The following is a 26670-nucleotide window of genomic DNA, read 5'->3' on the forward strand; positions in this document are numbered from 1 at the left end:
CCCCGGATCCCGGGCGCACGGCACGTACGGGGGTTCATCCGAATCCCCGTACGTGCCGTTGTTCGGTGGGCGAAAGGATGAGGGCAGAAATAAATGAAACAAACGCTATTGGCCGGTGGGATACAACTGGCTGCCGGTTCGATCGACTTCAACTACGAAGGACTGGTCGATAGTTTCTGGCGACTGACCGTGGACGGCGTGACCTACGGCGCCATCTATGCGTTGGTCGCCGTGGGCTACACCTTGGTCTACGGCGTATTGCGGCTGATCAATTTCGCCCATTCGGAAATTTTCATGCTCGGGTTGTTCGGGCAATTGATCGGGTTGATGATCTTCGGATTCGTCGCGAGTCCGGACGTTTACACCCAGGGTGTGGTGCTCACCGTCATCTATCTGGGTTTGGCGATGATCGTGGGCATGCTGGTATCCGGCGGCGCGGCCGTCGGATTGGAGCGGGTGGCCTACCGGCCCCTGCGCAAACGGGGCGCGAAGCCGCTGGCCTTCCTGATCACGGCGATCGGCATGTCGTTCGTGCTGCAGGAACTGGTGCACTTCGTGCTGCCGAAGATCCGCCCCGATCTCGGTGGCACCAACGCGCAGCAGCCGATCCGGCTGGTCGAGCCCACCGTGCAATTCAGTTTCGGCGGCGCGGACGTCACCAACATCATGCTGCTCATCGTGCTGGCGGCGGTGGTGCTGGCGATCGCCACCGAGGTGCTGATCAACCGCACCAAGTTCGGCCGTGGCATCCGCGCCGTGGCCCAGGACCCGGACACCGCGACGCTGATGGGTGTGTCGCGCGAGCGGGTCATCATGCTGACCTTCCTCATCGGCGGCGTGCTCGCGGGCGCGGCGGCGATGCTGTTCACGCTGAAGATCCCGAACGGGATCATCTACTCCGGCGGGTTCGTCCTCGGTATCAAGGCGTTCAGCGCCGCGGTGCTCGGCGGTATCGGCAACCTGCGCGGTGCGCTGCTCGGCGGACTGCTGCTCGGTGTGGTGGAGCAGTACGGCCAGATCCTCTTCGGCACCGAATGGCGTGACGTGGTCGCGTTCGTGGTGCTGGTTCTTGTGCTGATGGTTCGCCCGACCGGCATCCTCGGCGAGAGTCTCGGAAGGGCACGCGCATGACCGAAACGACCAAGACGGCGACCGCGCCGGACGACGCCCGCCGCGGCCTCGGCGATGCGATCCGCACCTGGTGGGACGGCCTGAGCAGGCCCGCGCAGTGGGGCGTCGGCGTCCCGATCCTCATCCTGCTGGCACTGCTGCCGTTGTTCCCGCCGCCGCTGCTGAACACTCCCTCCTACAACTTCGGCCTGGTGATGGCGCAGGTGGCGATGTACGCGCTGCTGGCCATCGGCTTGAACGTGGTGGTCGGCCAGGCGGGCCTGCTCGACCTCGGTTACGTCGGTTTCTACGCGGTCGGCGCCTACACCGTCGGCCTGCTCACCAGCCCCAACAGCCCGTGGAACCAGACCGACGGCGGCTGGCTCGATCCGGACTGGGCGTGGCTGGCCTGCCTGCCGATCGCGGTCGCGGTGACCGCGGTCTCCGGCCTGATCCTCGGTTCGCCCACGCTGCGCCTGCGCGGGGACTACCTGGCGATCGTGACGCTCGGCTTCGGTGAGATCGTCCGGCTGCTCGCCGAGAACCTCACCGAGATCACCAACGGCAGCCTCGGCCTGTCGGGTGTGGCGTACCCGCACGTCGGCGAGTCCGCGAGCAAACCGGAGGGTGTGTTCTCCGGTGGCAACAGCGGCGACCCCGACAGCGCGAATCTCCTCGACCGCGCCAGCTACGGCACCTACTGGTACTGGTTCGGCATGGCGCTGGTGGTCGTCGTGCTGCTGGTGGTCGGCAATCTGGAGCGCAGCCGGGTCGGCCGCGCCTGGGTGGCGATCCGCGAGGACGAGGACGCGGCCGAGATCATGGGTGTGCCGACGTTCAAGTTCAAGCTGTGGGCGTTCATGATCGGCGCCGCGGTGGGCGGCATGTCCGGTGCGATCTACGCCGGGCAGGTGCAGTTCATCAACCCCACCGGCTTCAACATCATCAACTCGATGCTGTTCCTGTGCGCGGTGGTCATCGGCGGCCAGGGCAACAAGCTCGGGGTGATCTTCGGCGCGTTCGTCATCGCCTATCTGCCCGCACGGCTGCAGTCGGTGAACCTGGTGAGCAACGAGTCGACCGGGTACGTCCTGCTGGCGATCGATGTCACGGCGTTCGTCGCCCTGATCGTCGCCTGGCGCTTGTGGGCCGCCCGGCTGGGCGTGTGGCAGCGCCGCGGTGTGATCACCGGCATGGTGGTGACCGGCGTGCTGGCGTTGCTGCTGCTGGGCAGCGTGCTGCTGTTCCGCAAGGGCGGAGCGCAATCGCTGGGTGACCTCAAATATCTGTATTTCGGTATCGCGTTGGTGGTGATGATGATTCTGCGTCCACAGGGTCTGTTCCCGGTGCGGCAGAAGCTGCTCACCTACGGCAGGCAGGTGTACCAGGCCGTGCGCAGACCGGCCGTGGTCGAGCCGATCGGAGCGGGACGATGACCGGGCCCGGCGCGGGTGACGCGCTGTTCGACAACGAGGACATGGCCGCGGGCTACGCGGCCGAGCCGCAGGTCGAGTCCGCGGGCACGGTCGACGTCACCCAGGTGATCCCCGACCTCGCCGACGCCGAGACCGTCGCGGAAGTCGTCGCCCCGCACCGCGAGATCGAGACCGCGGTGGGTGAGCCGCTGTTGCGCACCGAGGGCCTCACGGTGAAGTTCGGCGGTCTCACCGCCCTGGACCAGGTGAGCTTCGAGATCCGCCGCGGCGAGATCCTCGGTCTCATCGGGCCCAACGGCGCGGGCAAGACCACCTGCTTCAACGCGATCACCGGTGTCTACCAGCCCGCCTCCGGACTGGTTTCCTTCGACGGCAAGCCGCTGACCAAGACCAAGCGCAACGCGATCACCCGGCTCGGCATCGCCCGCACGTTCCAGAACGTACGGCTCTTCGGCGAGATGACCGCGCTGGAGAACGTGGTGGTCGGCACCGACGCCCGGCACCGGACCTCGGTGCCGGGGGCGGTGTTCCGGACGCCGCGGCACCGGCGCGAGGAGCGTGACGCGATCGAGCGCGGCATGGCGCTGCTGGAGTTCGTCGGCATCGCCCCGCGGGCGGTGGAGAAGGCACGCAACCTCTCCTACGGTGACCAGCGCCGCCTGGAGATCGCCCGCGCGCTGGCCACCGAGCCGAAGCTGCTGTGCCTGGACGAGCCGGCGGCCGGGTTCAATCCGAGCGAGAAGTCCGCGCTCATGGACCTGATCCGCAAGATCCGCGACGACGGGTTCACGGTGCTGCTGATCGAGCACGACATGCGGCTGGTCATGGGCGTGACCGACCGGATCGTGGTGCTCGAGTTCGGCCGCAAGATCGCCGACGGGCTGCCCGCGGACATCAAGGACGATCCCGCCGTGATCGCCGCGTACCTCGGCGTGCCGGATTCCGGTGCGATCGAATCCGGCACTGCCGCAGGCGAAGACGGTGAGGCGGGTGACGGCGCGCCGACCGGGCCGGAACCCGGTGCCGTGCCGCTGGGCAAGGCCGCGGTAACCGAACCGGAGGCGACGCGCAAGCCCGCGGCCGCGGGCGCGCCGCTGCTCGAGGTCGAGGGCATGGTCGTCAACTACGGCAGGATCCAGGCGCTGCACGGGATCTCGCTGACCGTCGCCGAGGGCGAGCTGGTCACCCTGCTCGGCGCCAACGGCGCGGGCAAGACGACCACCATGCGCGCGATGTCCGGGCTGCTGCCGCTGACCCGGGGCCGCATCCTGTTCGAGGGCCGCGACATCACCCGGATGAAGGCGCACGAGCGGGTGACCCACGGGCTGATCCAGGCGCCGGAAGGCCGGGGCGTCTTCCCCGGCATGACGGTGCAGGAAAACCTCGACATGGGTTGCTACGGACGCGGTTTCAAGCAGAAGGCCGAGTACCAGCGGACGCTGGAGTGGGTGTTCGAGCTGTTCCCCCGGTTGCTCGAACGGCGCAAACAGGTCGGCGGCACGCTGTCGGGCGGCGAGCAGCAGATGCTGGCCATCGCCCGCGCGCTGATGGCGCGGCCCCGGCTGCTGCTGCTCGACGAACCGTCGATGGGTCTGGCGCCCATGGTGATCCAGCAGATCTTCCGGATCATCAGCGAGATCAACCAGCAGGGCACCACGGTGCTGCTGGTGGAGCAGAACGCCCAGCAGGCGCTGGCCCGCAGCGACCGCGCCTACATCATGGAGACCGGTGAGGTCACCAAGACCGGCCGCGGCGCCGAGTTGCTCACCGATCCCGCGGTGAAATCGGCGTACCTGGGCGTGGGTTAGTCGCCTGCCGCGCGGCCCGGCTCGAGGCATGATCGTCACCATGGATGGTCACGACGAGCTGATGAGCCTGGCCGAGCGGTATTGGGACAGCGTGCTCGAGGCGGCGCCGAGCGAGGCGACCCTGCTCGGCGACCGCCGTTTCGACGATCGGATCGAGGATCTGTCCGTCGACGCGGAACAGCGGTCGCTGTCGACCAGGCGCGAGTTGCTGCGCACGGTCGACGCGCTCGACGCCGAGCGGTTGAACCCGACCGACCGCGTCACCCGCAGCCTGCTGCGCACCGAGCTGAGCGGTGCGATCGAGCACCTGGAATGGCGGCCGGTGGAGCTGGCCTCCGACCAGATGAGCGGCGTGCACGCGGGCGTGCTCATGGTGGCGCCGCAGACGAACGCGCCGCGGCCGGAGCACGCGCTGGCGCTGGTGCGCCGGTACCGGCAGTTCGGTGACATGCTCGGCCAGGCCGTGCAGCGGTTCCGGTCGGGCCTGGCCGCCGGGCGCGCGCCCGCGCGGATCACCATCGAGCGCTCGCTCAACCAGCTCGACGGCTACCTGGATTCCGACATCGCCGCCGACCCGTTCGTCACCTTCTCCGGGCCGGAAGGCTGGGACGGCGAGTCCGCGTGGCGCTCGGAATTGGCCGAAGTGGCCCGGGATGTCATCCGGCCCGCCTTCCAGGTCTACCGCGACGCGCTCTACGACGAACTGCTGCCCGCCGCCCGCCCCGACGACAAGCCGGGCCTGTGCTGGCTCGGCGCCGACGGCGAGGACATCTACCGGCGGCAGCTGCACCACCACACGACGCTGCCCGATCTCGGCGCCGAGGAGATCCACGAACTGGGCCTGGCCGAGCTGGCGAAGCTGCGCGAGGAGTACGCGACGGTGGGCGCCCGCCTGTTCGGCACCGGCGATCTCGGCGAGATCTTCGGACGGCTGCGCGACGATCCCGAGCTGTGCTACGACGACGCCGAGCAGATCATGTTCGACGCCCGCAGGGCGCTGGCCGTGGCCACCGCCGAGATGGGGAACTGGTTCGGGCGCCTGCCGAAGGAATCCTGCGACATCGTCCCGGTTCCGGAGTTCCTGGCCGCGGATGCGCCTGCGGCGTACTACTTCCCGCCCGCCGCCGACGGATCACGGCCGGGCACGTATTTCGTCAACCAGCACCATCCCACGGGCCGCGGCCGCTACGAGACCGCGGCGGTGGCCTACCACGAGGCGATTCCGGGCCATCATCTCCAGCTCACCATCGCCAACGAACTCGACCACCTGCCCCGCTTCCAGCGTCAGTCCTTCGCGAACACCGCCTTCGTCGAGGGCTGGGCGCTCTACACCGAGCGTCTGGCCGACGAAATGGGTTTGTACGAAGACGATCTCGGGCGCCTGGGCATGCTGGCCGGTGACTCCTGGCGCTCCTGCCGCCTGGTGGTCGACACCGGCCTGCACGCGAAGGGGTGGAGCAGGCAGCAGGCCATCGACTTCATGGTGGCCAACGCGCCGGTCGGGCTGGCCGAGATCACCGTGGAGGTGGACCGCTACATCGCCATGCCGGGGCAGGCGGTCGGCTACAAGATCGGCCAGCTGGAGATCCTGCGCCAGCGGGTGGGGGCCACCGAACGGCTCGGCGCGGACTTCGACATCAAGGCCTTCCACGACGTGGTGCTCGGTTCCGGGTCGGTGAGCCTCCCCGTGCTGCGCGAACTGGTCGCCGCGCTGTGAACGCGGTGGGGCGTGGTCGGCGACCGCGCCCCACGGGCCGAAAGTCCGGCCTGGGTGTCGGCGTATCGCCTTGTCGGTGCCGGTCCCTAGACTCTGGTGCGTGAGTTCACCCACGACCGCTCCGCGTCCCGCCCCCGCGTCCGGCCCCAGCGACCCCGGCTCGGGAGACCGGCCGACGCTGCTGTTGCTGGACGGGCATTCGATCGCCTATCGCGCGTTCTTCGCGCTACCGGCGGAGAACTTCAAGACGGTCACCGGGCAGACCACCAACGCCGTCTACGGCTTCACCGCGATGCTGATCAACCTGCTGCGCGACGAGAAGCCGACGCACGTGGCGACGGCGTTCGACGTGTCGCGCCAGACCTTCCGCGCCGAGGCGTACCCGGAGTACAAGGCGAACCGCACCACCACGCCGGACGAGTTCCGCGGGCAGGTGGAACTCACCAAGGACGTGCTCGGCGCGCTGGGCATCCCGGTGATGGCGATCGACGGCTTCGAAGCCGACGACATCATCGCCACGCTCACCACCCAGGCCACGGCCGCGGGTTTCCGGGTCCTCATCGTCACCGGTGACCGCGACGCCATCCAGTTGGTCGACGAGAACGTCACCGTGCTGTACCCGCGCAAGGGCGTCTCCGACCTGACCCGGTTCACCCCCGAGGAAGTGATGGCCAAGTACGGCCTCACACCGAGTCAATACCCGGACTACGCGGCGCTGCGCGGCGATCCCAGCGACAACCTTCCCGGTATCCCCGGGGTCGGTGAGAAGACCGCCGCCAAATGGATTCGCGAATACGGTGACCTGAACACGCTGGTGGAGAAGGTCGATCAGGTGAAGGGCAAGGTCGGCGACGCGCTGCGGGCGAACCTGAGCAGCGTGGTGCTCAACCGGCAGCTCACCGAATTGATGCGGGAGGTGCCGCTGCCGTACACCCCTGATCAGCTGGCGCAGGGCCCGTGGGACCGCAGCAAGATCCACCAGCTGTTCGACGATCTCGAGTTCCGCGTGCTGCGCGACCGGCTGTTCGAGACGCTGGCCCCGCCGGAGCCGGAGGCGGAGGCTGGTTTCGAGATCAGCGGCGGCGCGCTGGAGATCGGCGCGGTGGCGTCCTGGCTCGCCGAGCATGCGAAATCCGGTGTGCGCCATGGTGTCTCGATCCTCGGCACGGGATCCCCGGCCGGTGGCGACGTCCGCGCGCTGGCCATCGCGGCCGGCGACGGCGAGAGCGGGTACATCGACGTCACGGTGCTCACCCCGGAGGACGAGGCCGCGCTGGGCGCCTGGCTCGCCGACCCCGCCGTGCCGAAGGCGCTGCACGAGGCCAAGACTGCCGTGCACGCGTTGCGCGGCCGCGGCTGGCGGCTCGGCGGGCTGACCAGCGATACCGCGCTGGCCGCGTATCTGGTGCGTCCGGGCCAGCGCACGTTCAACCTCGACGACCTGTCGCTTCGCTACCTGCACCGGGAGCTGCGCGCCGAGACCGACGAGACCGCGCAGCTGTCGCTGCTCGACGACGAGGACACCGTCGACGCCGAGCTGGCGCGGGCGCAGATGCTGCGCGCGCGTGCCGTCGCCGACCTGGCCGACGCGCTCGACGGGGAACTGGCCGAGATCGAGTCCACCCCGCTGCTGGCGGATATGGAGCTGCCGCTGCTCGGTGTGCTGTCCACCTTGGAGGAGGCGGGCATCGCGGTGGACACCGACCAGTTGGCGACGCTGCAGCGCCGGTTCGCAGACCGGGTCGCCGAGGCGGCCGAGGCGGCCTACGACGTGATCGGCAAGCAGATCAACCTGGGCTCGCCCAAGCAGTTGCAGGTGGTGCTGTTCGACGAGCTGGACATGCCGAAGACCAAGCGCACCAAGACCGGCTACACCACCGACGCCGACGCGCTGGAGTCGCTCTACGAGAAGACCCAGCACGCGTTCCTGGAACATCTGCTCGCGCACCGCGACGCCACCCGCCTGAAGGTCACCGTCGACGGACTGCTCAAGTGCGTCGCCGAGGACGGCCGCATCCACACCACGTTCAACCAGACCATCGCGGCCACCGGGCGGCTGTCCTCGACCGAACCGAATCTGCAGAACATCCCGATCCGCACCGACACCGGCAGGCAGATCCGCGACACCTTCGTGGTCGGCCCCGGTTACCAGTCGCTGATGACCGCGGATTACAGCCAGATCGAGATGCGGATCATGGCGCACCTGTCCGGGGACGAGAACCTGATCGAGGCGTTCAACTCCGGTGAGGATCTGCACAGCTTCGTGGCGTCGAAAGCGTTCGACATCCCGATCTCGGAGGTGAGCCCGGAACTGCGCCGCCGGATCAAGGCGATGTCCTACGGCCTGGCCTACGGGTTGAGCTCCTACGGCCTGTCCGCGCAGCTGAAGATCAGCACCACCGAGGCGAAGGAGCAGATGGAGGTCTACTTCGCCCGCTTCGGCCGCATCCGCGACTACCTGTACGAGGTGGTGGAGCAGGCGCGCAAGGTCGGCTACACCGAGACGCTGTTCGGGCGCCGCCGCTACCTGCCCGATCTGGACTCCAGCAACCGGCAGCGCCGGGAATCGGCCGAGCGGATGGCGCTCAACGCCCCGATCCAGGGCACCGCGGCCGACATCATCAAGGTGGCGATGATCAACGTGCACCGCGCGATGCGCGAGGCGGGCTTGCGCTCCAGGATGCTGCTGCAGATCCACGACGAACTGCTGTTCGAGGTCGCCGACGGCGAACGGGAGGCGCTCGAAGCGCTGGCGCGCGAACAGATGTCCGCGGCGATCGCCCTGTCGGTGCCGCTGGAGGTCTCGGTCGGCGTCGGCCACAGCTGGGATTCCGCCGCGCACTGATCGGCGCACCGCAGGAGGACATGCCGGGCCCGACCGCAGGGGCCCGGCATTCGGCATACGCGGAGCTACTATCGGGCCGCCGCGTGCAAGGGAACGAATCACGGTGAACGGGACCGGTGTCCCGTGCTGCGCGGCCACCTACCGTGGGGCTGGTCACACATAGGGATTCACGCATACCGAGCGCAGGGGATGGCCCATGACTGTCACCGACGAGTACCTGGAGAACAACGCGGTCTACGCGAGCACCTTCCGAGGCCCGCTGCCGCTGCCGCCCGCGAAGGGCGTCGCCGTGATCGCGTGCATGGACGCGCGGCTCAACGTCTACGGCGCGCTCGGCCTCGCCGAGGGCGAGTCGCACGTCATCCGCAACGCGGGCGGCGTAGTCACCGCCGATGAGATCCGTTCGCTGGCCATCAGTCAGCGGCTGCTCGGCACCAGGGAGATCATCCTGATCCACCACACCGATTGCGGCATGCTCACCTTCACCGACGACGACTTCAAGGCGAGCATCCAGGACGAGACCGGGATCAAGCCGGACTGGTCGGCCGAGGCGTTCTCGGACCTGGAAACCGATGTGCGCCAGTCGATCGCGCGCATCGTTGCCAGCCCGTTCGTGCCGCACAAGGACTCGATTCGCGGCTTCGTCTTCGACGTCGCCACCGGCAAGCTGAACGAGGTTCTTCCCCGCTAGGGCGGATCGAATTCCGCCCCGGTGCAGTGCGATCCGGATGCTATCGCTCGGATCTCACTGCGCTGTGGCGTATTTCACGAAAGGCGGTGCCGTACCAGGCGGGCCGAACCGGCGGTGAGGTCCACCTCGTCGCGCGGCGGCGCGCCGTCGGTCGCGTCCTCCCGGTGCATCAGCGTCGTCCTGCGCTGCTCGAACTCGTGCTGTTTACCGCCCTGGAAAATCGCGGTGACCTCTTCGAAGCCCGCGGCCGCGACGGGGCGGCCGGACCGCTTGCGGGTCCAGGGCAGCACACGGCTGCCGGTGAGCCTGTTCCAGACCACTTCGGCGAAGGCGAACAGGATGAGCAGGACGGCCAGGCCCGGGATGGTCATGGCGACGAGGAGACCCATGTCACCGACGCTACCCTCGCTTCGCTCGCAACGCCCTGAACTGCGCGAACAGTACTCGTCAGTAGACAAATCGGGCACCGAATGTGGTTGCTATTGCGTCGCGTTGTCCCTATTCTCGATGCCGTGCCGAATCCCGCCGACCGCCGCAGCGCAGCGCTCCATGTCGCAGACCGCGACAGCGCTCTGCTTTCGGCGTCGCTCACCGGGTCCTCCGTGGTCACGCAGGCTACCGCCTTCGAGCCCGAGGTTCGCGCCGAGCTACTTCCGCTCACCGCGATGGTGGCGCCGCGTCCCCGAGTCCTCGTAGTAGCCCGCCGCAGCGGGGTCTGATTCGGACCGGCCCCCTCGCTGCGGGCTGATTTGACTTGTTAGTGCTGGTCCCCTCTGTCAACTGAGCCACGACATTCTTCGGGAAGACCTACTTTCAATGACCATCCTGACTCTCGATACAGACATGTTCCACGCCGCCGCCCCCAAGGGCCTCCGCGCCGAAGCCGCCGGGCTGACCTCGGCGCAGTTCCACAGCCGCTACACCGCGCACGGCGGTCCGATCCGCCTCGGTGAGTGGTCGCCGGCGGGCAGCCGCACCGCGGAGTTCACCGCCACGCTGGAATTCGCCGGCCATCTGCGAACCGTCATCGCCACCGGCAGCCCGGTCGCGGCGATGACCTCGGCTCTCTACGAGGAGGGCTATCCGGTGGAGATTCTGCAGTTCCACCAGCGGCGCACCGCGGACGGCACCGCCACGTTCGTGCAGTGCGAATGCAACGGCAGGCGCGGCTGGGGCGCGGCGATCGCGGATGACGGCGCCGAGTCGACGGTGCGCGCCATGATCGCGGGCGTCAACCTGCTCGGCGCCTCCTGATCTGGTCCGACCGCGGGGAGGCAGTGCGCCCCCCGCGGTCGGACGCACTCCGCCGGAACTGGAGCGGGCCCGGACACACACCGCGGTTTTCGCAGTGTCCGGGTTCGGGCCCGAGTGAATTGCCTTGCGGCGGAGTGACTTACCGCTTCGTACTGTTACGCTTCGGGCTGCTCGGCGCCTGCCTGCTGCTCGGCGAGCTGCTTGCGGACCTCGTCCATATCCAGCGCCTTGACCTGAGTCACCAGATCCTCGAGCGCGGCGGGCGGCAGCGCGCCGGGCTGCGCGAACACCAGCACGCCCTCCCGGAAAGCCATGATGGTCGGGATGGAGCGGATGTTGGCGGCCGCCGCGAGGCCCTGCTCGGATTCGGTGTCGACCTTTCCGTGCACCACGTCGGGGTGCTTGGTGGCGGAGGCCTCGAAAGTCGGTGCGAAACTCTTGCACGGACCGCACCAATCGGCCCAGAAGTCGACGAGTACCACGTCGTTTCCGGTGACTACCTCATCGAAATTGTGCTGGGTCAGCGTCTGGGTGGCCATGACGTCCTCTCGTTTCGGTGTGCCTGCTACAACGCGGGCTGCTCCGGTTATCTTCCACGGCGGATCCGGCCGACCGGCCACTCGCGCCGCTGATCCCCGTCCCATCGACGGATACCCAGCACGGTCGCCGGAAAATCCCGGTCCCGGGCGACGGCGTGGATCGCCTCGCCGAGTTGATGCGGCGGCACCCGCCTGGCCAGGGTGATGTGCGGGGTCCAGGCGTCCGGATGCACGTTGGCCGGGACACCCGGGCACGGGGAAATGGCGTGGAAGATCCGGTGGTGCAGCGCGAGCAGGGCTTCGGTCGGGACCACCAGCCGCACCAGGATGGGGCGGCGCGCACCGAAGACCACCAGCCCGCCCAGCCGCACGGGAATCGGCGAGAAGGTCTGTTCGTCCAGCGCCTGCTCGATGCGCGGCCAGATCTGCCTGGCCACCGCGGCGGTGATGTGCGGGCGATTGGACTCGTCGGTGCGCGCGGCCAGGCTCGCCACGCCTGCCTCCGCGAGCAGCTCCCACTGGCGGCGGATCTCGGCGTCGGCGGCCTCGTCGAGGAGTAGTTCGACCGACTGCACCATGGCTCCCGAAGGTAACCGCAATCGGCGTGTCCGCGGGCCGGTTCCGGCAGCCGGGCGCGCCGGCGGGAGGATGTTCCGGTGAACGACGCGAACCAGCCCCGGGAGGACCGGGCACTGCGGCTCGGCCTGATCGACGGCGACGGCATCGGCCCCGAGGTGGTACGGGCCGCCAGGCAGGTGGTCGACGAGGCGCTGTCCGCGGCGGGCGCCGCGCCGGTCGAATGGGTGCCGCTGGCCATGGGGCACCGTGCCATCGCCGAGTTCGGCACCCCGCTGCCCGAGCAGACACTCGAGGAACTGGCCGGGGTCGACGCCTGGATTCTCGGCCCACACGACAACGCGTCCTATCCGGCCGAACATCGTGTCGCGCCGGGCGGGGTGATCCGCAAGCGTTTCGACCTCTACGCCAACATCCGCCCCGCGCGGGCCTTCGCCGGTGTGCAGGCGGCGGCGCCGGATATCGACCTTGTCATAGTCCGGGAGAACAGCGAAGGGTTCTACGCCGACCGCAATATGTTCGCCGGCTCGGGGGAGTTCCGGCCGACGCCGGACATCGCGATGTCGGTCGGTCTGGTGACCCGCGCCGCCTGCGAGCGGATCGCGCACCAGGCGTTCCGGCTGGCCGCGACGCGACGCAAGCGGGTCACCATCGTGCACAAAGCCAACGTCCTGCCGCTGACGATGGGACTGTTCCGCGACGTCTGCCGGGAGGTCGGCCTCGCCTACCCGGGCGTCGAGGTGGACGACGAACACGTCGACGCGGCGGCCGCGCACCTGGTCCGCGCCGCCGCCGACTACGACGTACTGGTCACCGAGAATCTGTTCGGTGACATCCTGTCGGACCTGGCCGGGGAATTGAGCGGGTCACTCGGCCTGGCCGCCTCGCTCAATTGCTCGGCCACCACGGCGATGGCCCAGGCGGTGCACGGGGCCGCGCCGTCGCTGGCCGGGCACAACCGCGCGAACCCGGCGGCGTTGCAGCTGTCCGCGGCGATGCTGTTGCGCTGGTTGGCGGCCCGGGACGCCGAGGTGAGCCTGGCGCGGGCGGGCGAGCGCATCGAGCGGGCCGTCGCCGCGACCTTCGAGGCGGGCATTGCCACCGCCGACCTGGGCGGACTGGCCTCGACCAGTGAGTTCACCGAGCACGTGTGCGCCAGGGTGCATCGCAGGTAGGCCGAGCGGGTGCGCCGGGACGGAATTCTCATACCCCCGGTGATGTGCCCCGAGTAGCCAGCCGCAACCCGAACCCGCAGGTCAGCTAGCGGCGGGGTAGGGTGTCCCGCCGGTGCGGCGGCACGGGACTCGCAACGGCTCCGTGTTGCTGTTGCATTACTGTCCAGCGCGGAGCGTCCCGGTCGCTTAGATTGCCAAACGGGTGGTGACGCCCGGGTTGCGTGGAGCAAAAATGTGGAGGACTGCTGTGTCTGATCGATTGTTTCTCGGCAGGCGCGCCCTGCGCGCCGCCATGGGCGCGCTCGCCGCGGGCGCACTCGTGTTGACCGGATGTACCACCAATACCGAGGAAACCGGGCCCTCGGTGGCCAAGGTGCAGGTGGAGAAAGTCGACGAGATCGCCGCGCAGCTGCCCGACAAGATCAAGCAGTCCGGCGAGCTCGTGGTCGGTGTGAACGTCCCCTATCAGCCGAACGAGTACAAGGACGCCAGCGGCCGGATCGTCGGCTTCGATGTCGACCTGATGGACGCGGTCGCCTCCGTGCTCGGTGTGAAGGCCGAATACGTCGAGTCGGCCTTCGAGAAGATCATCCCGGCGATCCAGGCCGGTACCTACGACGTGGGCATGTCGTCGATCACCGATTCCAAGGAACGCGAGCAGCAGGTCGACTTCACCACCTACTTCAAGGCGGGTGTCCAGTGGGCCCAGCAGAAGGGCAAGCCGGTCGACCCGGAGAACGCTTGCGGCAAGAAGGTCGCCGTCCAGGCCACGACCGTGGAGCACACCGAGGAGGTGCCCGCCAAGAGCGCCAAGTGCGTCGCCGAGGGCAAACCCGCGATCGATATCAAGCCGTTCGATGAGCAGAGCGCCGCGACCAACGCGCTGGTGCTCGGCCAGGTCGACGCCATGTCGGCCGACTCCCCGGTGACCGCGTACGCGATCAAGCAGAGCGGCGGCAAGATCGAGACCGCGGGGCCGGTGTTCGACTCCGCGCCCTACGGCTGGGCGGTGCCCAAGGGCGCGCCGCTGGCCGCCGTCCTGCAAAAAGCCGTCCAGCATCTGATCGACAACGGCAAGTACCTCGAGATCACGAAGAACTGGGGTGTCCAGGAAGGCGCCATCACCACGTCCGTCATCAACGGCGCCGTGAGCTGATCGATGGTGGACAACGACACTCGGCCTGCGCCCGGTGATCCCGGGCCCGGCGGAGCGGATTCGACGCGGGAGCCGGAGCCGATCAAAGCGGTTCCGCTGCGCAGGCCGGGACGCTGGATAGCGGCGGCGGTCATCCTCGTCCTCGTGGCGCTGTTCGTCTACGGCGCCGCGACGAACCCGGCCTATCGCTGGGACACCTACGGGAAGTACCTGTTCGACAGCCGGATTACCGCGGGCGCCATCGTGACGCTGGAACTGACGGTGTGCGCGATGGCGATCGCGGTCGCGCTCGGGACGATGCTGGCCGTGATGCGGCTGTCGCCGAACCCGGTGTTGCGCGCCACGGCGTGGGTGTACCTGTGGATCTTCCGCGGCACCCCGGTGTTCGTGCAGCTGGTGTTCTGGGGGCTGGTCCCCTCGCTCTACAGCCAGATCCAGTTGGGTGTTCCGTTCGGGCCGCAGTTCTTCCAACTCGACGTGCAGCAACTGCAGGCCGCGTTCACCTTCGCGGTGCTCGGCCTCGGCCTCAACGAAGCCGCCTATATGGCCGAGATCGTCCGGGCCGGGATCAACTCCGTCGGCGAAGGGCAGCGGGAGGCGTCGTTCGCGCTGGGCATGTCCTGGAATCAGACCATGCGCCGCACGGTGCTGCCGCAAGCCATGCGCGTGATCATCCCGCCGACCGGCAACGAGCTCATCGGCATGCTGAAGACCACCTCGCTGGTCACCGGCATCCCGCTGAGCACCGACCTCTTCGGCCGGGCGCGCGACATCTACGGCGTGAACTTCCAGCCCATTCCGCTGCTATTGGTCGCCGCCACCTGGTACTTGGCGATCACGAGCGTGCTCATGGTCGGGCAGTACTACTTGGAGCGCTATTACTCGCGCGGCGTCTCCCGCAGGCTGACCGCCAAGCAGCTGCAGGAGCTCGCCGACGCCCAGCAGGTGGAGAAGGCGAAATGAGCGTGGACGTCGAGAAGACCACGTCTGCTCCGATGATCGTGGCCGACCGGGTCTGCAAGAACTTCGGGGCGCTGCAGGTGCTCAAGGGCGTTTCGCTCGAGGTGGGCCGCGGCGAAGTGCTGTGCCTGATCGGGCCGTCCGGCTCGGGCAAGTCCACCTTCCTGCGCTGCATCAACCACCTGGAGCAGGTGAACGCGGGCCGGCTCTACGTCGACGGCGAGATCGTGGGCTACCGGGAGAAGAACGGCAAGCTCTACGAGATGCACCCGCGCGAGGCGGCCAAGCAGCGCCGCGAGATCGGCATGGTGTTCCAGCACTTCAACCTGTTCCCGCACCGGACCGCGCTGGAGAACATCATCGAGGCGCCCACCCAGGTCAAGAAAGTGCGCAAGGCGGACGCTCTGACCAGGGCGCGCGAACTGCTGGACCGGGTCGGCCTGGCGGACAAAGCGAACGCCTACCCGGCGCAACTGTCCGGCGGTCAGCAGCAGCGCGTGGCGATCGCCCGAGCGCTGGCCATGGATCCCAAGCTCATGCTGTTCGACGAACCGACCTCCGCGCTGGATCCGGAGTTGGTCGGGGAAGTCCTCACGGTCATGCGCGAACTCGCTCGGTCGGGCATGACGATGGTCGTGGTGACCCACGAGATGGGTTTCGCCCGCGAGGTCGCCGATCAGCTGGTGTTCATGGACGGCGGTGTCGTCGTGGAGGCGGGACCGCCCCGGCAGCTACTGGCCGATCCGCGGCAGGAGCGCACGAAGGCATTCCTTTCGCGACTGCTCTGATTCGGTCGGTCGACGAGCCGGAACTGCCCGACGGCCTGCTCCTGCGAGCCCTTTCGGGGCGGTTGCGCTGGTCGTCGGTGTCGGCTGACGCTCGTTCGTTCCGACAGTTCACCGATGCGCAGCACGGTTCTCCGACTTGACTCTCACATCAATGTGAGGGCTTAGCGTAGCCGCACCAAGCCCTTCGCCCACGTCTCGGTGGGCAAGCAATGCGGAGAGAAGACCTGATGCGTACACCTACGGGGATATCCGTGACGCTGCTCGGACGTGGCGTCCGAGCAGCGGCGCTGGCCGAAGCTCTGGCGATACACAACGCGGTCACGTTCTGGGACGAGCACGACGACGCCCATCCGCGCTCGACTCCGCAATCGGATTCACTGCACGCGGCTCTCGACGCCGCGGCCCTGGTCGTCGTGTGCGCCGATGACTACGACGCTGCGGCTCGGATCCTCGGACGAGCCGAGCGGCACATCACATCCCGAGACGTGGTGAACGTGACCTCGGGCACAGATGCGCAGGCCCGGCAACTGGCCGCCTGGGTGGGTGAACGTGGCGGCCGGTACCTCGACGGTGCGCTGATGGCGCATCCCGAACATGTCGGCAAGCCCGAGACAGTGTTGGTGTACAGCGGTTCGGAAGAACTCTTCGCGCATCACGAACGACTGCTCGGGCAGCTGGGTAGCGCGACGTATCTGGGACCGGACCCCGGCACGGCAGCGCTCTACGACGTCGCGATGCTGAACTTCGCGTGGGCCACCCTGATCGGATACCTGTACAGCGCGGCATTGCTGCGCACGGCCGAGGTGCACGCGACGACGACGGCCCCACTGCTGAATCACTGGATGTCGACCACGATCGCGTCGGTCATCGCCGACTACGCCCAACAGATAGACAACGGTCGGTACCCCGGCGACGAGGAATGGCTCGAACTCGACGCACCCCTCATGGACCACCTCATCCACGCAGCCCAAGAGCGCGGCATCAACACCGAACTGCCTCAACTCATCAGATCGCTTACACACAGAGGCATCGAAGCCGGCCACGGCAAAGACAGCTTCGCCAGCCTGATAGAAACCATTGCCGGCGTCTGAGAACCCGACGCTGCGGGGATCATCCGCTCACCTCACCGACGCACCACCACCGCCGCGCACTCGCGATCGGGTCGACCACGCTGTACGCCGGTTTCGTCGCGGCCGAAGTGGGCCCCGGTTGTGACGCGCGGGGAGCCACCACGGCAGGTCCGGTCGGTTCATTCGTCGGCGCGCAGGGCGATCCGCAGCTGACCGAGCAGCACTTTGGCCGCCGGGCTCGCGGGACGGTCGGTGCGCCAGGCCAGCGCGAGACGCCCGCGCACTTCCGGCTCCACGATGCGCACGGTCCGCACACCGAAAGCCTCGGCCTCCTCGGCGGTGAGCTCGGGCACCACGGCCACGCCGAGACCGCGTGCGGCCAAGCGCAGCAGGAGTGCGGGCGCCGCCGCCTCGTAAGCGACGGCGGGTTCGAAATCCGCCGCTGCGCAGGCGCGCTCGAAGACGGCGCGGATGCCGGTGCCCGGCGTCAGGCAGATCAGCGGACGATCGCGCAGCGCCCTGAGCGGGATCTCGGCGCCGTCGCCGAGGTCCGTCGCCGCGACCGCCGCCACCACCGCGGTCTCCAGCAGCACCTCGATGCCGATGCCGGGATCGACGTCCGCGCCGGTCATGCCGATCAGAGCCATATCGAGCTCACCCCGGTCGAGGGCGGCGAGCATCCGCTCGGAGGTGTCCTCGGTGAGGCTGATGCCGACTTGCGGGTGGTCGTGGTGGAACTCGGCGAGCACCGCGGCTACGTCGAATTCCTCGACCGCCGCCCCCGAGATGAGCCCGAGCCGGACCTGACCGCGTAGCAGCCCGGTGAACTCGTCCACCGTGTGGGTGATCCGCTCGGCGGCGGCCAGCGCCGCCCGCGCGTGCGGCAGCACGGCCGCGCCGACTTCGGTCGGCGTGACCGTGCGCCCGCCACGGTCGAGCAGTGGCAGGCCGAGTTCGCGCTCCAACTGACGGATCTGCGCACTCAGCCCCGGCTGGGTCAGATGCAGCCGGGCCGCCGCGCGGGTGAAGTTCGCCTCCTCGGCCACGGTGACGAAGTAGCGAAGCTGGCGCAGTTCCATAACTATCAATTATAGGAGCGAGAAAAACTATCTGTTTTACTTCTCGAACTCGTCGCGGAATCGTCGAAGTCATGGGAGATATCGCAGAGACCATCGACCTCGACGCCTTCACCGGCCCGATCTTCCGTCCCGGCGACGCGGGCTACGACGCGGAGATCGCCGGGTTCCAGACCGCCTACACGCATCGCCCCGCTCTGATCGTCGGCGCTGCGCACACCGAGGACGTGCGCGCTGCCGTGGAGTACGCGGCGCGGCTCGAGTTGCCGATCGCCGTACAGGCGACCGGCCACGGACTGTCGGTGGCGGCCGACGGGGGAGTGCTGATCAGTACGCGCCGGATGGCAGGCATCCGCATCGATCCCGTGCGCAGGACCGCCCATATCGGTGCAGGGGTGCGCGCGGGTGCGCTGGTCGACGCGGCGGCCGAACACGGATTGGCGCCGCTGAACGGCTCGTCGCAGTCGGTGGGGGTGGTGGGCTATCTGCTCGGTGGCGGCGTAGGACTGCTCGCGCGTCAGTTCGGGTATGCCGCCGAGCACGTGCGGGTGATCGAGTTGGTCACCGCTGAGGGCCGGGTGCGCACGCTGGTGCCGGGTGACGAGCTGTTCGGCCCGGTGCTCGGCAGCGGGGGCAACTTCGGCGTCGTGACCGGCCTGGAGGTCGGTCTGGTCCCGGTCGCCACGGTCTACGGCGGGCAGTTGGTGTTCGACACCCCGCTGGTCGAGCGGGCGTTGGACGCGTGGCGGCAATGGACCGAGACCGTGCCGGAGGAACTGACCTCCACGGTCGCCATGCTCGCCTTCCCGGATATCCCGCCCGTGCCCGCGCCCCTGCGCGGCCGGTACGCCGCCTCGATCCGGATCGCGTACAACGGGCCTGCGCAGGAAGCCGAACGGCTGGTCGCGCCGCTGCGTGCGGTCGGCGAACGACTGAAAGACGACCTGCGCGCGATGCCGTACACCGAGTCGCACACCATTCACAGCGACCCCGACAACCCGCACGCTTACGCCGCCACCAACGCGCTGCTCGGCGAGTTCGCCGAGGACACCGCCACGGCCTTGCTGGCTGCCGCGGGGCCGGAATCCGGCGCGGGGGCGGTCATCGACATCCGTCACCTCGGTGGCGCGTTGGCCCGCCCGGGCGAAGCCGGAATCGCGGTGGACCATCGCGAGGCCTCGCACATCGTCCGGATCATCACCGGCCCCGACGATGCCGCGACTCGAGCCGATATCCGTGCCGCGCTGGCGCCGTGGACTCTCGGGCACAGTCTCAACTTCCTCTACGGCGCGGGCGCCGAGGCAGACGAGGCGCAGACTCGCGCGGGCTATCGGCCGGACACCTACGCCCGGTTGGCCGCGCTCAAGGCCCAGCACGATCCGCGCAACCTGTTCCGCTGCAACCGCAACATCCGGCCGGACGCCGGGTGAGTTCGCAGCCGCCGCGCCCTGGTGCGGCGCGGCGGCACCATGCTATCTTCGTGATATCACTCTGATATTGGGAGGATGTCATGCAGTTTCGACCCGCGTTCCACGTCAACGGCTTCCTGGTGCTGCTTGGGTGGTTCGTGCTCACTCTCCTGTTCGGCGGCGCAGCGGTGCTCGGCTTCGTCGCGGGCGCCCGGCACGGCAACGCCCTCGCCGTGGTCGGCGCGGTGGCGGCGATCGTCGTGGTCGTCGTCTTGCTGTTGCTGGCGACCGGCTTGACCGTGGTGAACCCGAACGAGGCCAAGGTGGTGCAGTTCTTCGGCCGCTACATAGGCTCGGTGAGCGAGCCGGGCTTCTTCTCGGTGCTCCCGCTCACCGACCGCAAGAGCATCTCGCTGCGCGTGCGGAATTTCGAGACGCAGAAGCTCAAGGTCAACGACGCCGACGGCAACCCGGTGGAGATCGCCGCGGTGGTCGTCTACCGGGTGGTGGACAGTTTCAAGGCCGCCTTCGCCGTCGACGACTACGAGGAGTACGTCGAGACCCAGTCCGAGGCGGCTGTCCGTCACCTGGCCACGTCGCACCCCTACGACGCGCACGAGGCCGACCGAACCAGCCTGCGCGACGGCGCCGAGGTCGCCGAGGAGCTGACCGTCGAACTGCGTGAGCGCACCGAGATGGCGGGCATCGAGGTGCTGGAGGCGCGGATCACCCACCTCGCCTACGCGCCCGAGATCGCCCAGGCCATGCTGGTTCGCCAGCAGGCCAACCAGGTGGTCGCCGCACGCACCCGGATCGTCGAGGGCGCGGTCGGCATGGTCGGCCTGGCGCTGGAGCGGCTCGCCCAGGAGGGCATGGTGGAGCTGGACGAGGAGCGCAAGGCGGCCATGGTGTCGAACCTGCTCGTCGTGCTCTGCGGTGACCGTCCGACCCAGCCCGTCGTCAACGCCGGTTCGCTCTACTCCTGAGGCGGCGCCCCGTGGCTGAGCGCAAGAAACTGCTGCTACGCCTGGACCCGGCCGTCCACGACGCCATCGCGAAGTGGGCGGCCGACGACCTGCGCAGTATCAACGCCCAGATCGAGTACGCGCTGCGCCTGGCGCTGGAGCAGGCCGGGCGTAAACCGAAGTCGCAGTGACGCGACCTCGATACCGATCAGAGATGGTGCCCCGGCCCCAGGGCGCGAAGACTTGCAAGAGATCGGCAAATGTCCGGCCGTCCGCAGCGAAAGGGGAAGTGATGACCACGATTGTGCACATCGACGACACCGTGCGCGACTATGAGACGTGGAAGCCGGCGTTCGACGGTCTCGAGCGATACTTCGCGGAGGCGGGAGCCCGCAACTGCCGGGTGGCACGATTCACGCACAACCCGAACCGCGTGCTCGTCGAGCTGGATTTCGACACCATGGCGGAGGCCGAGGCCTTCCGGGACGGATTGCGCAAGCTCATCGAGCTGCCGCGGACGCAGATGCTGCTGGTCAGCCACGAGGTCTCCATCCTCGAGCTGGTCGAGGACCATCGCCTCACGCTCGAGGCTTCCTCGTGACGAAGATCGCCGTACCGGGGAACAGCTCGCCGCGCAGCGGGCTCCACTGCCCCCATTCGCGGTCGAGCCATTCCGGCCATTCCGGTTCGACGATGTCCTCCACCACCAGTCCCGCCGCGACGATCTCCCGTACCCGGTCGCCGATGGTCCGGTGGTGTTCGACGTAGGTGGGCACGTCGTCGCCGTCGACCTCGACGTAAGGGGTCCGGTCGAAGTACGGGATGGCGGCGGTGAGACCCGCCGGACCTGGATCGTCCGGGAAGATCCAGCGCATCGGGTGGTTCACCGAGAAGACCCAGCGCCCTCCCGGGCGCAGCACCCGGGCCACCTCGCGCATCACCAGCGCCGAGTCGGCGACGAACGGCACAGCGCCGAACGCCGAACAGGCCAGATCGAACGACGCGTCCGCGAACGGAAGGGACTCCGCGTCCGCCTGCACCAGCGGCACCCGTGGGCCGCCGCGCGCCATCGCCGCCAGCCCCCGCTCCAGCATCCCGCGCGACAGGTCGAGCCCGACCGGCCGCGCGCCCTGCCCGGCCAGCCAGCGTGCGCACGGAGCCGAGCCACAGCCGATCTCCAGTACCAGCTTGCCGGTGACGTCACCGAGGAATCGCATGTCGCCCTCGTGCAGGCCCTCCGGGCACCACACGAACTCGCCGCCGGGGGAATCGACGCCGAGGAACTCCGCGTGCGTCTCGTGGTATTGGGCGGCATCGGCGTCCCACCATCGCCGGCTGGCCACCCTGCTGGCCGCCGATCCGATCCGGGTCCGCGCGATGCCCGACGTTCCGAGCAGTGCGTTTGCTTGCGCATGGCGATCTTCCGACACGCCGATCAGACTATCGGCGTGGCGGCCTGACCGGTTTGCCCGCCCGGACCGAGGTCGCGTACGCTGAACGCGCGAGTGCCTTCCGTACAACCGTACCGAAGTTCACACCGTGCTGAGTTTCACGCGCGTCGCGTGCGGTACGTTCCTAAGTGTCCGTCTTCACACCTCGCGGTGAGATCGCAGCGTACCGAAAGTTCCAATGTCCGCAACCGACCACAATCCGTCCGGAGCAAACCGACATATGCCCACCACCGTCACCTCGCCGCAGGTAGCCGTCAACGACATCGGCTCCGCCGAGGATTTCCTCGCCGCCATCGACGCCACGATCAAGTACTTCAACGACGGCGACATCGTCGAAGGAACCATCGTCAAGGTCGATCGCGACGAGGTCCTGCTCGACATCGGTTACAAGACCGAAGGCGTCATCCCCTCTCGTGAGCTCTCCATCAAGCACGACGTCGACCCGAACGAGGTCGTTTCCGTGGGCGATGAGGTCGAGGCTCTTGTTCTCACCAAGGAGGACAAGGAAGGCCGCCTGATCCTGTCGAAGAAGCGGGCGCAGTACGAGCGTGCGTGGGGCACCATCGAGGAGCTCAAGGAGAAGGACGAGGCCGTCAAGGGCACCGTCATCGAGGTCGTCAAGGGCGGCCTGATCCTCGACATCGGCCTGCGCGGCTTCCTGCCCGCCTCGCTCGTCGAGATGCGGCGGGTCCGCGATCTCCAGCCGTACGTCGGCAAGGAGATCGAGGCCAAGATCATCGAGCTGGACAAGAACCGCAACAACGTGGTGCTGTCCCGCCGCGCCTGGCTGGAGCAGACCCAGTCCGAGGTCCGCAGCGAGTTCCTGCACCAGCTGCAGAAGGGCCAGGTCCGCAAGGGTGTGGTCTCCTCGATCGTCAACTTCGGCGCCTTCGTCGACCTGGGCGGCGTGGACGGTCTGGTGCACGTCTCCGAGCTGTCCTGGAAGCACATCGACCACCCGTCCGAGGTCGTCGAGGTCGGCAACGAGGTCACCGTCGAGGTGCTCGACGTCGATCTGGATCGCGAGCGCGTCTCGCTGTCGCTCAAGGCGACCCAGGAAGACCCGTGGCGTCAGTTCGCCCGCACCCACGCGATCGGCCAGATCGTGCCGGGCAAGGTCACCAAGCTCGTTCCGTTCGGCGCGTTCGTCCGCGTCGAGGAGGGCATCGAGGGCCTGGTGCACATCTCCGAGCTGGCCGAGCGCCACGTCGAGGTGCCCGACCAGGTCGTGACCGTCGGCGACGACGCGATGGTCAAGGTCATCGACATCGACCTGGAGCGTCGCCGGATCTCGCTGAGCCTCAAGCAGGCCAACGAGGACTACCACGCCGAGTTCGACCCGTCGAAGTACGGCATGGCCGACAGCTACGACGAGCAGGGCAACTACATCTTCCCCGAGGGCTTCGACCCCGACACCAACGAGTGGCTCGAGGGCTTCGACAAGCAGCGCGAGGAGTGGGAAGGCCGTTACGCCGAGGCGGAGCGTCGCCACAAGATGCACACCGCGCAGATGGAGAAGATGGCGGCCGACGCCGCGGCCGAGGCCGCGAACGGCGGCGGCGCGTCGAACTACTCCTCCGAGAGCGGTGCTCAGTCCTCCGCCAGCCAGGCCGAGTCCGCCGGCGGTTCGCTGGCCAGCGACGCGCAGCTGGCGGCGCTGCGCGAGAAGCTGTCCGGCAACGCCTGATAGGCAATAGCTAGACCGACTGTGCCCCAACCGGATTCCGGTTGGGGCACAGTCATTTCGATGAGCCGGCTCAGTGGCGCGAGGGTTTCGTGGTGCCGCGCTGGACCCGGGGAGCAGGTGCGGGCCGCCGTGTCGCCTCGTTCGGCGCCAGCATCTGAGCCGTGGTGAGCGCGACGACCTGGATCTGCTCGAGTCGCAACCCGAGCGAAGCCAGCCGGGCGATGACGCCCAGCCGGTGCTCCGGCAAGCCGGGGCGGATCAACAGTGGTTCCCGTTCCGGACGGCGCAGGACGTAGCTTCGGAGTTCTGCGTCGTACCGCACGGGTACGCCGTCCCGGATGGCCCGGTAGGCGTCCAGGTCCAGCGTGCTGTGCCGGATCGGGTCGATCATCAGCGATGCGACGAACTGCTCCGCCTGCCGCAGCCACAGCTCCTGTTCCGAGGGGGCCAAGTGCGCGACCCGCTGGGCCACGCGCCACTGATAGTCCTTCACGGCACCGCGCAGCAGAGTGCGGTGCCGCTCGATCTCCGCCGCGAAGGCCACGAGCTCTTCGTGGTCGACGGTGGGCCGGTCGGACGTCGAAGCTTGAACCTCGGGCATGGTGACCCCTATCTCTCTGGGTTGCGATTACTTTGCGTGGCAACCAGATCGACGTCCGACAAGTTCTATTGTGCCGGAGGGGTCCGACAGAAACGCCGCCCTGTGGCTACCTCGGTCCGACAACCGCGCGGTGATCCCGTTTCCATCCGGGCGTCCGCTCAGTACCCGACGGTGAAACGGCGCTGGACGAAGCGGGGCTGCTCGGCTTCGTCGAGAAGGGCGACCGCCACGTCCTCGGCGGAGATGTCGGCGCCGCCGAGCAAGAGCTGGTCGCCGCCGATCCGGAAGCGACCGGTGCGCTCGCCGGGATCGATCCGCCCCGACGACGGGCTCAAATAGGTCCAATGGCGGTTGGACAACCGATAGATGTCCAAGGCGTCGCGTAGGGCGCGCACCACCCGGGCGTATTCCGCCGGGACCTCGAGCACATCGGTGAGGGTGCGGGTGAACTCGTCCCCGGTATCCAGCAGTTGCACGCCGGGTGCGACCTCCAGGCTGCCCGCCCCGCCCACCGCGATCAGCCGGACCCGCGGCCGCCGGTCGAGCGCGGCGACCATCGCCCGCGCGCCCACGACGAAATCGTCCGCGTTGGCGATGGTGTCGGCGATGCCGTGCCCGGCGTTCACCGCGCTCACGACCACGTCCAGCCCGGCGACGGCCGCGGCGATGCTGTCGGCGTCCAGCCAGTCGGCCACCACCCACGTCTCGTCGCCGCGTTCGGCGGGAAACCGTCCCGCGTCGCGAGTGAAGGCGGTGACCCGGTGTCCTCGCCGCAGTGCTTCGGCGACGACCCGCGAACCGATGACGCCGGTCGCTCCGAAAACTCCGATGTCCACGTCTAGCTCCTATCTGCCGTTCATTTACTACACGGCGTTCAGTAACAATACGGGTGATAGTAGCCCAACGCTGTAGAGTCGCAACCGTGGCCGAGATCGTCAGGAGTCGCCGGGAGCGCTTGCGCGCGCAGGCGCTGGAAGACATCAAGACAATCGCCATGCGATTGCTCGCCGGGGGCGGCCCGGACGCGATCTCGCTGCGCGCCATCGCCCGCGAGATGGGGATGACGGCCGGCGCGATCTACGGCTACTACGCCACCCGCGACGAGTTGATCTCCACGCTCATCTCCGACGTGTACACCGCCTTGGTGGACCGGCTCGAGGCGGCGCGAGATGCCGTCGCGGTGCAGGATCCGGCCGGTCGCATCGTGGCCTGGGCCGAGGCGGTGCGCGGTTGGGCGGTCGAGCGGCCCGCCGAATTCCGCCTCATCTACGGCGATCCGGTGCCCGGCTATCGACCGCCGCCGGGCGGGCCTGCCGCGGCGGCCGAATTACGCGCCTGCACGGGTCTGGTCGGTCTCGCGGCCGCCGCGTGGCCACGGGCCGCGGCCACGCAGACAATGGGTGACTGCGGGTGGTCCGATTTCGATGCGAGCCTGGCCGAGCATGTCCGGGCAGACTTTCCCGATCTGCCTCCCGATGCGCTCGCCCTCGCCCTGCGGATGTGGGGCCGGATGCACGGACTGATCGCGCTCGAGGTGTACGGCCATTTGCGCCCGCAAACACTGGATCCGGCAAAGCTTTTCCGCGCCGAGATGCGAGATCTCGTTCGTTCGCTCGGTTTTTAGGCACGCCGCCACTGCGGCGCGAATGCTGGGGTCCTGGAGGCGATACCGGGGAACTGGTGAACTAGCGCGCCTGTGGTGTCGCCGCGAGGGGCTCCGATTCGGCGGGGCCGTGGGCGATGTCGTGAAAGGCATTGCGTAACAACGCGATGATGCGCTGCGGCGGCGCGTCGCGCAGGCCGTCGAGCTCGAGCAGATGACGGCCGATCACCACGCCGATGGTGAGGGCACCGAGCAGTCCAGCGCGCAGGTCCGCCTCGTCGTCGGCGAGCTGCCCGGCCGCTTCGCGCTGCCGCGCGGTCATGGCCGCGCGCACCTCGGCGGCGGCATCGGGGTGGGTGAGCATCGAGCGGATCGCCGCCAGCGTGTTGACCGGCTGGTCCGCGAGCTTGACGGCGAGCGCGTCGAGCAGGAGTTCGGCCACATGCTCCGGCGTTCCGGTGACCGGGTGGTCGTCGGCGAAGACCGCGATGCGCGCGAACAGATTCTCCTTGGACCCGAAATAGCGCATCACCAGGCTGGGATCGGTGTCCGCCTCCGTCGCCACGGCCCGGATGGTCGTCCGGTCGTAGCCGATCTCCGCGAACAACCGGCCCGCCGCCGCCAGGATCCGAGCCTCGGTGTTCCGGCGTTGCTGAGCTCGGCTAGGAGTGGAATCCATGAAGTCAGTCTACGTACGTTGACTCAACGACCATACGGCGGTACCTTTCGGTCTACAACTGTTGACCGAAAGTG

General features: G+C 68.3%; 27 protein-coding genes and 1 pseudogene. 20 read left to right on the forward strand and 8 right to left on the reverse strand.

Annotated features, from left to right (window positions below):
* Positions 1 to 93: 93 nt before the first annotated feature.
* The 7 genes and pseudogenes from ON19_RS10540 to ON19_RS10565 all read left to right on the forward strand — a co-directional run bounded on the left by ON19_RS10540 (position 94) and on the right by ON19_RS10565 (position 9607).
* Complete coding sequence (locus ON19_RS10540) at positions 94 to 1131, forward strand: branched-chain amino acid ABC transporter permease (protein ID WP_043689577.1); 1038 nt, start codon at positions 94 to 96, stop codon at positions 1129 to 1131.
* A complete protein-coding gene (locus tag ON19_RS10545; protein ID WP_043689580.1) occupies positions 1128 to 2546 on the forward strand; it encodes a branched-chain amino acid ABC transporter permease in 1419 nt (472 codons plus the stop codon). The genes ON19_RS10540 and ON19_RS10545 overlap by 4 nt, the downstream gene beginning before the upstream one ends.
* A pseudogene (locus ON19_RS43665) lies at positions 2543 to 3487 on the forward strand (ABC transporter ATP-binding protein); the annotation flags it as partial. The gene ON19_RS10545 and the pseudogene ON19_RS43665, both read left to right, overlap by 4 nt.
* A 171-nt stretch (positions 3488 to 3658) precedes the next feature.
* Complete coding sequence (locus ON19_RS43670; RefSeq protein WP_227955049.1) at positions 3659 to 4354, forward strand: ABC transporter ATP-binding protein; 696 nt, start codon at positions 3659 to 3661, stop codon at positions 4352 to 4354.
* 28 nt (positions 4355 to 4382) lie between these two features.
* Positions 4383 to 6071 carry a DUF885 domain-containing protein gene (locus ON19_RS10555; RefSeq protein WP_043689582.1) on the forward strand — a complete coding sequence of 563 codons (1689 nt, stop codon included), beginning with the start codon at positions 4383 to 4385 and terminating at the stop codon, positions 6069 to 6071.
* A 100-nt stretch (positions 6072 to 6171) separates the two neighbouring features.
* Positions 6172 to 8916 (forward strand): DNA polymerase I, encoded by a 2745-nt coding sequence (gene polA, locus ON19_RS10560; protein WP_083899274.1) that lies wholly within the window; start codon positions 6172 to 6174, stop codon positions 8914 to 8916.
* 196 nt (positions 8917 to 9112) lie between these two features.
* Positions 9113 to 9607: a beta-class carbonic anhydrase gene (locus ON19_RS10565; protein ID WP_043689584.1), complete on the forward strand. Its 495-nt coding sequence runs from the start codon at positions 9113 to 9115 to the stop codon at positions 9605 to 9607.
* Positions 9608 to 9681: 74 nt separating this feature from the next.
* On the opposite strand, the gene ON19_RS10570 is transcribed toward ON19_RS10565, so the two are convergent.
* Positions 9682 to 9996, reverse strand: coding sequence for a DUF6191 domain-containing protein (locus tag ON19_RS10570; RefSeq protein WP_043689587.1), 315 nt, complete (start codon positions 9994 to 9996; stop codon positions 9682 to 9684).
* A gap of 123 nt (positions 9997 to 10119) precedes the next feature.
* Between ON19_RS10570 and ON19_RS10575 the strand changes: the two genes are divergently transcribed.
* Positions 10120 to 10326, forward strand: a complete 207-nt coding sequence (locus ON19_RS10575) for a hypothetical protein (protein ID WP_157229649.1) — start codon at positions 10120 to 10122, stop codon at positions 10324 to 10326.
* Between the two features lie 97 nt (positions 10327 to 10423).
* A complete protein-coding gene (locus ON19_RS10580; RefSeq protein WP_043689590.1) occupies positions 10424 to 10861 on the forward strand; it encodes a 2-isopropylmalate synthase in 438 nt (145 codons plus the stop codon).
* Between the two features lie 155 nt (positions 10862 to 11016).
* On the opposite strand, the gene trxA is transcribed toward ON19_RS10580, so the two are convergent.
* Positions 11017 to 11400, reverse strand: coding sequence for a thioredoxin (gene trxA, locus ON19_RS10585; RefSeq protein ID WP_043689591.1), 384 nt, complete (start codon positions 11398 to 11400; stop codon positions 11017 to 11019).
* A gap of 47 nt (positions 11401 to 11447) precedes the next feature.
* Complete coding sequence (locus ON19_RS10590; RefSeq protein WP_043689592.1) at positions 11448 to 11978, reverse strand: 2'-5' RNA ligase family protein; 531 nt, start codon at positions 11976 to 11978, stop codon at positions 11448 to 11450.
* A gap of 78 nt (positions 11979 to 12056) precedes the next feature.
* Here ON19_RS10590 and ON19_RS10595 point away from each other — a divergent pair, with 78 nt between their 5' ends.
* The 5 genes from ON19_RS10595 to ON19_RS10615 all read left to right on the forward strand — a co-directional run bounded on the left by ON19_RS10595 (position 12057) and on the right by ON19_RS10615 (position 17146).
* Entirely contained in the window at positions 12057 to 13151 is a 1095-nt protein-coding gene (locus ON19_RS10595) for an isocitrate/isopropylmalate dehydrogenase family protein (protein ID WP_051168717.1), read from the forward strand.
* A gap of 292 nt (positions 13152 to 13443) precedes the next feature.
* Entirely contained in the window at positions 13444 to 14307 is an 864-nt protein-coding gene (locus tag ON19_RS10600; RefSeq protein ID WP_043689593.1) for an ABC transporter substrate-binding protein, read from the forward strand.
* 3 nt (positions 14308 to 14310) lie between these two features.
* Positions 14311 to 15270: an amino acid ABC transporter permease gene (locus tag ON19_RS10605; protein ID WP_043689594.1), complete on the forward strand. Its 960-nt coding sequence runs from the start codon at positions 14311 to 14313 to the stop codon at positions 15268 to 15270.
* A gap of 32 nt (positions 15271 to 15302) precedes the next feature.
* Positions 15303 to 16055: an amino acid ABC transporter ATP-binding protein gene (locus ON19_RS10610; RefSeq protein WP_043689680.1), complete on the forward strand. Its 753-nt coding sequence runs from the start codon at positions 15303 to 15305 to the stop codon at positions 16053 to 16055.
* Positions 16056 to 16282: 227 nt separating this feature from the next.
* Positions 16283 to 17146, forward strand: coding sequence for an imine reductase family protein (locus tag ON19_RS10615; RefSeq protein WP_043689595.1), 864 nt, complete (start codon positions 16283 to 16285; stop codon positions 17144 to 17146).
* A 158-nt stretch (positions 17147 to 17304) separates the two neighbouring features.
* Here ON19_RS10615 and ON19_RS10620 read toward each other — a convergent pair whose 3' ends face one another.
* A complete protein-coding gene (locus ON19_RS10620) occupies positions 17305 to 18204 on the reverse strand; it encodes a LysR family transcriptional regulator (RefSeq protein ID WP_043689596.1) in 900 nt (299 codons plus the stop codon).
* A gap of 71 nt (positions 18205 to 18275) precedes the next feature.
* Here ON19_RS10620 and ON19_RS10625 point away from each other — a divergent pair, with 71 nt between their 5' ends.
* The 4 genes from ON19_RS10625 to ON19_RS10635 all read left to right on the forward strand — a co-directional run bounded on the left by ON19_RS10625 (position 18276) and on the right by ON19_RS10635 (position 21176).
* Positions 18276 to 19631: an FAD-binding oxidoreductase gene (locus ON19_RS10625; RefSeq protein ID WP_043689598.1), complete on the forward strand. Its 1356-nt coding sequence runs from the start codon at positions 18276 to 18278 to the stop codon at positions 19629 to 19631.
* A gap of 80 nt (positions 19632 to 19711) precedes the next feature.
* Positions 19712 to 20596, forward strand: coding sequence for an SPFH domain-containing protein (locus ON19_RS10630; protein WP_043689599.1), 885 nt, complete (start codon positions 19712 to 19714; stop codon positions 20594 to 20596).
* Between the two features lie 11 nt (positions 20597 to 20607).
* On the forward strand, positions 20608 to 20766 hold the full coding sequence (locus ON19_RS42830) for a type II toxin-antitoxin system antitoxin (RefSeq protein WP_168434213.1): 159 nt from the start codon (positions 20608 to 20610) through the stop codon (positions 20764 to 20766).
* Between the two features lie 101 nt (positions 20767 to 20867).
* Positions 20868 to 21176 carry a hypothetical protein gene (locus ON19_RS10635; protein WP_157229650.1) on the forward strand — a complete coding sequence of 103 codons (309 nt, stop codon included), beginning with the start codon at positions 20868 to 20870 and terminating at the stop codon, positions 21174 to 21176.
* On the opposite strand, the gene ON19_RS10640 is transcribed toward ON19_RS10635, so the two are convergent.
* Positions 21154 to 22005: a class I SAM-dependent methyltransferase gene (locus ON19_RS10640; RefSeq protein ID WP_043689600.1), complete on the reverse strand. Its 852-nt coding sequence runs from the start codon at positions 22003 to 22005 to the stop codon at positions 21154 to 21156. The genes ON19_RS10635 and ON19_RS10640 overlap by 23 nt on opposite strands.
* A 241-nt stretch (positions 22006 to 22246) precedes the next feature.
* Between ON19_RS10640 and rpsA the strand changes: the two genes are divergently transcribed.
* Positions 22247 to 23713 carry a 30S ribosomal protein S1 gene (rpsA, locus tag ON19_RS10645; protein WP_043689602.1) on the forward strand — a complete coding sequence of 489 codons (1467 nt, stop codon included), beginning with the start codon at positions 22247 to 22249 and terminating at the stop codon, positions 23711 to 23713.
* A gap of 70 nt (positions 23714 to 23783) precedes the next feature.
* Here rpsA and ON19_RS10650 read toward each other — a convergent pair whose 3' ends face one another.
* A complete protein-coding gene (locus ON19_RS10650; protein ID WP_043689603.1) occupies positions 23784 to 24314 on the reverse strand; it encodes a hypothetical protein in 531 nt (176 codons plus the stop codon).
* Positions 24315 to 24472: 158 nt separating this feature from the next.
* Entirely contained in the window at positions 24473 to 25150 is a 678-nt protein-coding gene (locus tag ON19_RS10655) for an NAD(P)-dependent oxidoreductase (protein WP_043689605.1), read from the reverse strand.
* Between the two features lie 86 nt (positions 25151 to 25236).
* Between ON19_RS10655 and ON19_RS10660 the strand changes: the two genes are divergently transcribed.
* A complete protein-coding gene (locus ON19_RS10660) occupies positions 25237 to 25938 on the forward strand; it encodes a TetR/AcrR family transcriptional regulator (RefSeq protein WP_043689607.1) in 702 nt (233 codons plus the stop codon).
* A gap of 61 nt (positions 25939 to 25999) precedes the next feature.
* On the opposite strand, the gene ON19_RS10665 is transcribed toward ON19_RS10660, so the two are convergent.
* Entirely contained in the window at positions 26000 to 26596 is a 597-nt protein-coding gene (locus ON19_RS10665; RefSeq protein WP_043689610.1) for a TetR/AcrR family transcriptional regulator, read from the reverse strand.
* Between the last annotated feature and the right edge of the window lie 74 nt (positions 26597 to 26670).

The sequence above is a fragment of the Nocardia abscessus NBRC 100374 genome (genome assembly GCF_000308455.1).
Lineage (GTDB): Bacteria > Actinomycetota > Actinomycetes > Mycobacteriales > Mycobacteriaceae > Nocardia > Nocardia abscessus.

What these genes read in the sequence shown, in the direction of transcription:
- ON19_RS10540 (WP_043689577.1), top strand. Translation starts at nt 94, where the DNA reads ATGAAACAAACGCTATTGGCCGGTGGGATACAACTGGCTGCCGGTTCG.
- ON19_RS10545 (WP_043689580.1), top strand. Translation starts at nt 1,128, where the DNA reads ATGACCGAAACGACCAAGACGGCGACCGCGCCGGACGACGCCCGCCGC.
- ON19_RS43670 (WP_227955049.1), top strand. Translation starts at nt 3,659, where the DNA reads ATGGTCGTCAACTACGGCAGGATCCAGGCGCTGCACGGGATCTCGCTG.
- ON19_RS10555 (WP_043689582.1), top strand. Translation starts at nt 4,383, where the DNA reads ATGATCGTCACCATGGATGGTCACGACGAGCTGATGAGCCTGGCCGAG.
- ON19_RS10565 (WP_043689584.1), top strand. Translation starts at nt 9,113, where the DNA reads ATGACTGTCACCGACGAGTACCTGGAGAACAACGCGGTCTACGCGAGC.
- ON19_RS10570 (WP_043689587.1), bottom strand. Translation starts at nt 9,996, where the DNA reads ATGGGTCTCCTCGTCGCCATGACCATCCCGGGCCTGGCCGTCCTGCTC.
- ON19_RS10580 (WP_043689590.1), top strand. Translation starts at nt 10,424, where the DNA reads ATGACCATCCTGACTCTCGATACAGACATGTTCCACGCCGCCGCCCCC.
- trxA (WP_043689591.1), bottom strand. Translation starts at nt 11,400, where the DNA reads ATGGCCACCCAGACGCTGACCCAGCACAATTTCGATGAGGTAGTCACC.
- ON19_RS10590 (WP_043689592.1), bottom strand. Translation starts at nt 11,978, where the DNA reads ATGGTGCAGTCGGTCGAACTACTCCTCGACGAGGCCGCCGACGCCGAG.
- ON19_RS10600 (WP_043689593.1), top strand. Translation starts at nt 13,444, where the DNA reads ATGGGCGCGCTCGCCGCGGGCGCACTCGTGTTGACCGGATGTACCACC.
- ON19_RS10605 (WP_043689594.1), top strand. Translation starts at nt 14,311, where the DNA reads ATGGTGGACAACGACACTCGGCCTGCGCCCGGTGATCCCGGGCCCGGC.
- ON19_RS10610 (WP_043689680.1), top strand. Translation starts at nt 15,303, where the DNA reads ATGATCGTGGCCGACCGGGTCTGCAAGAACTTCGGGGCGCTGCAGGTG.
- ON19_RS10615 (WP_043689595.1), top strand. Translation starts at nt 16,283, where the DNA reads ATGCGTACACCTACGGGGATATCCGTGACGCTGCTCGGACGTGGCGTC.
- ON19_RS10620 (WP_043689596.1), bottom strand. Translation starts at nt 18,204, where the DNA reads ATGGAACTGCGCCAGCTTCGCTACTTCGTCACCGTGGCCGAGGAGGCG.
- ON19_RS10625 (WP_043689598.1), top strand. Translation starts at nt 18,276, where the DNA reads ATGGGAGATATCGCAGAGACCATCGACCTCGACGCCTTCACCGGCCCG.
- ON19_RS10630 (WP_043689599.1), top strand. Translation starts at nt 19,712, where the DNA reads ATGCAGTTTCGACCCGCGTTCCACGTCAACGGCTTCCTGGTGCTGCTT.
- ON19_RS10635 (WP_157229650.1), top strand. Translation starts at nt 20,868, where the DNA reads ATGACCACGATTGTGCACATCGACGACACCGTGCGCGACTATGAGACG.
- rpsA (WP_043689602.1), top strand. Translation starts at nt 22,247, where the DNA reads ATGCCCACCACCGTCACCTCGCCGCAGGTAGCCGTCAACGACATCGGC.
- ON19_RS10650 (WP_043689603.1), bottom strand. Translation starts at nt 24,314, where the DNA reads ATGCCCGAGGTTCAAGCTTCGACGTCCGACCGGCCCACCGTCGACCAC.
- ON19_RS10665 (WP_043689610.1), bottom strand. Translation starts at nt 26,596, where the DNA reads ATGGATTCCACTCCTAGCCGAGCTCAGCAACGCCGGAACACCGAGGCT.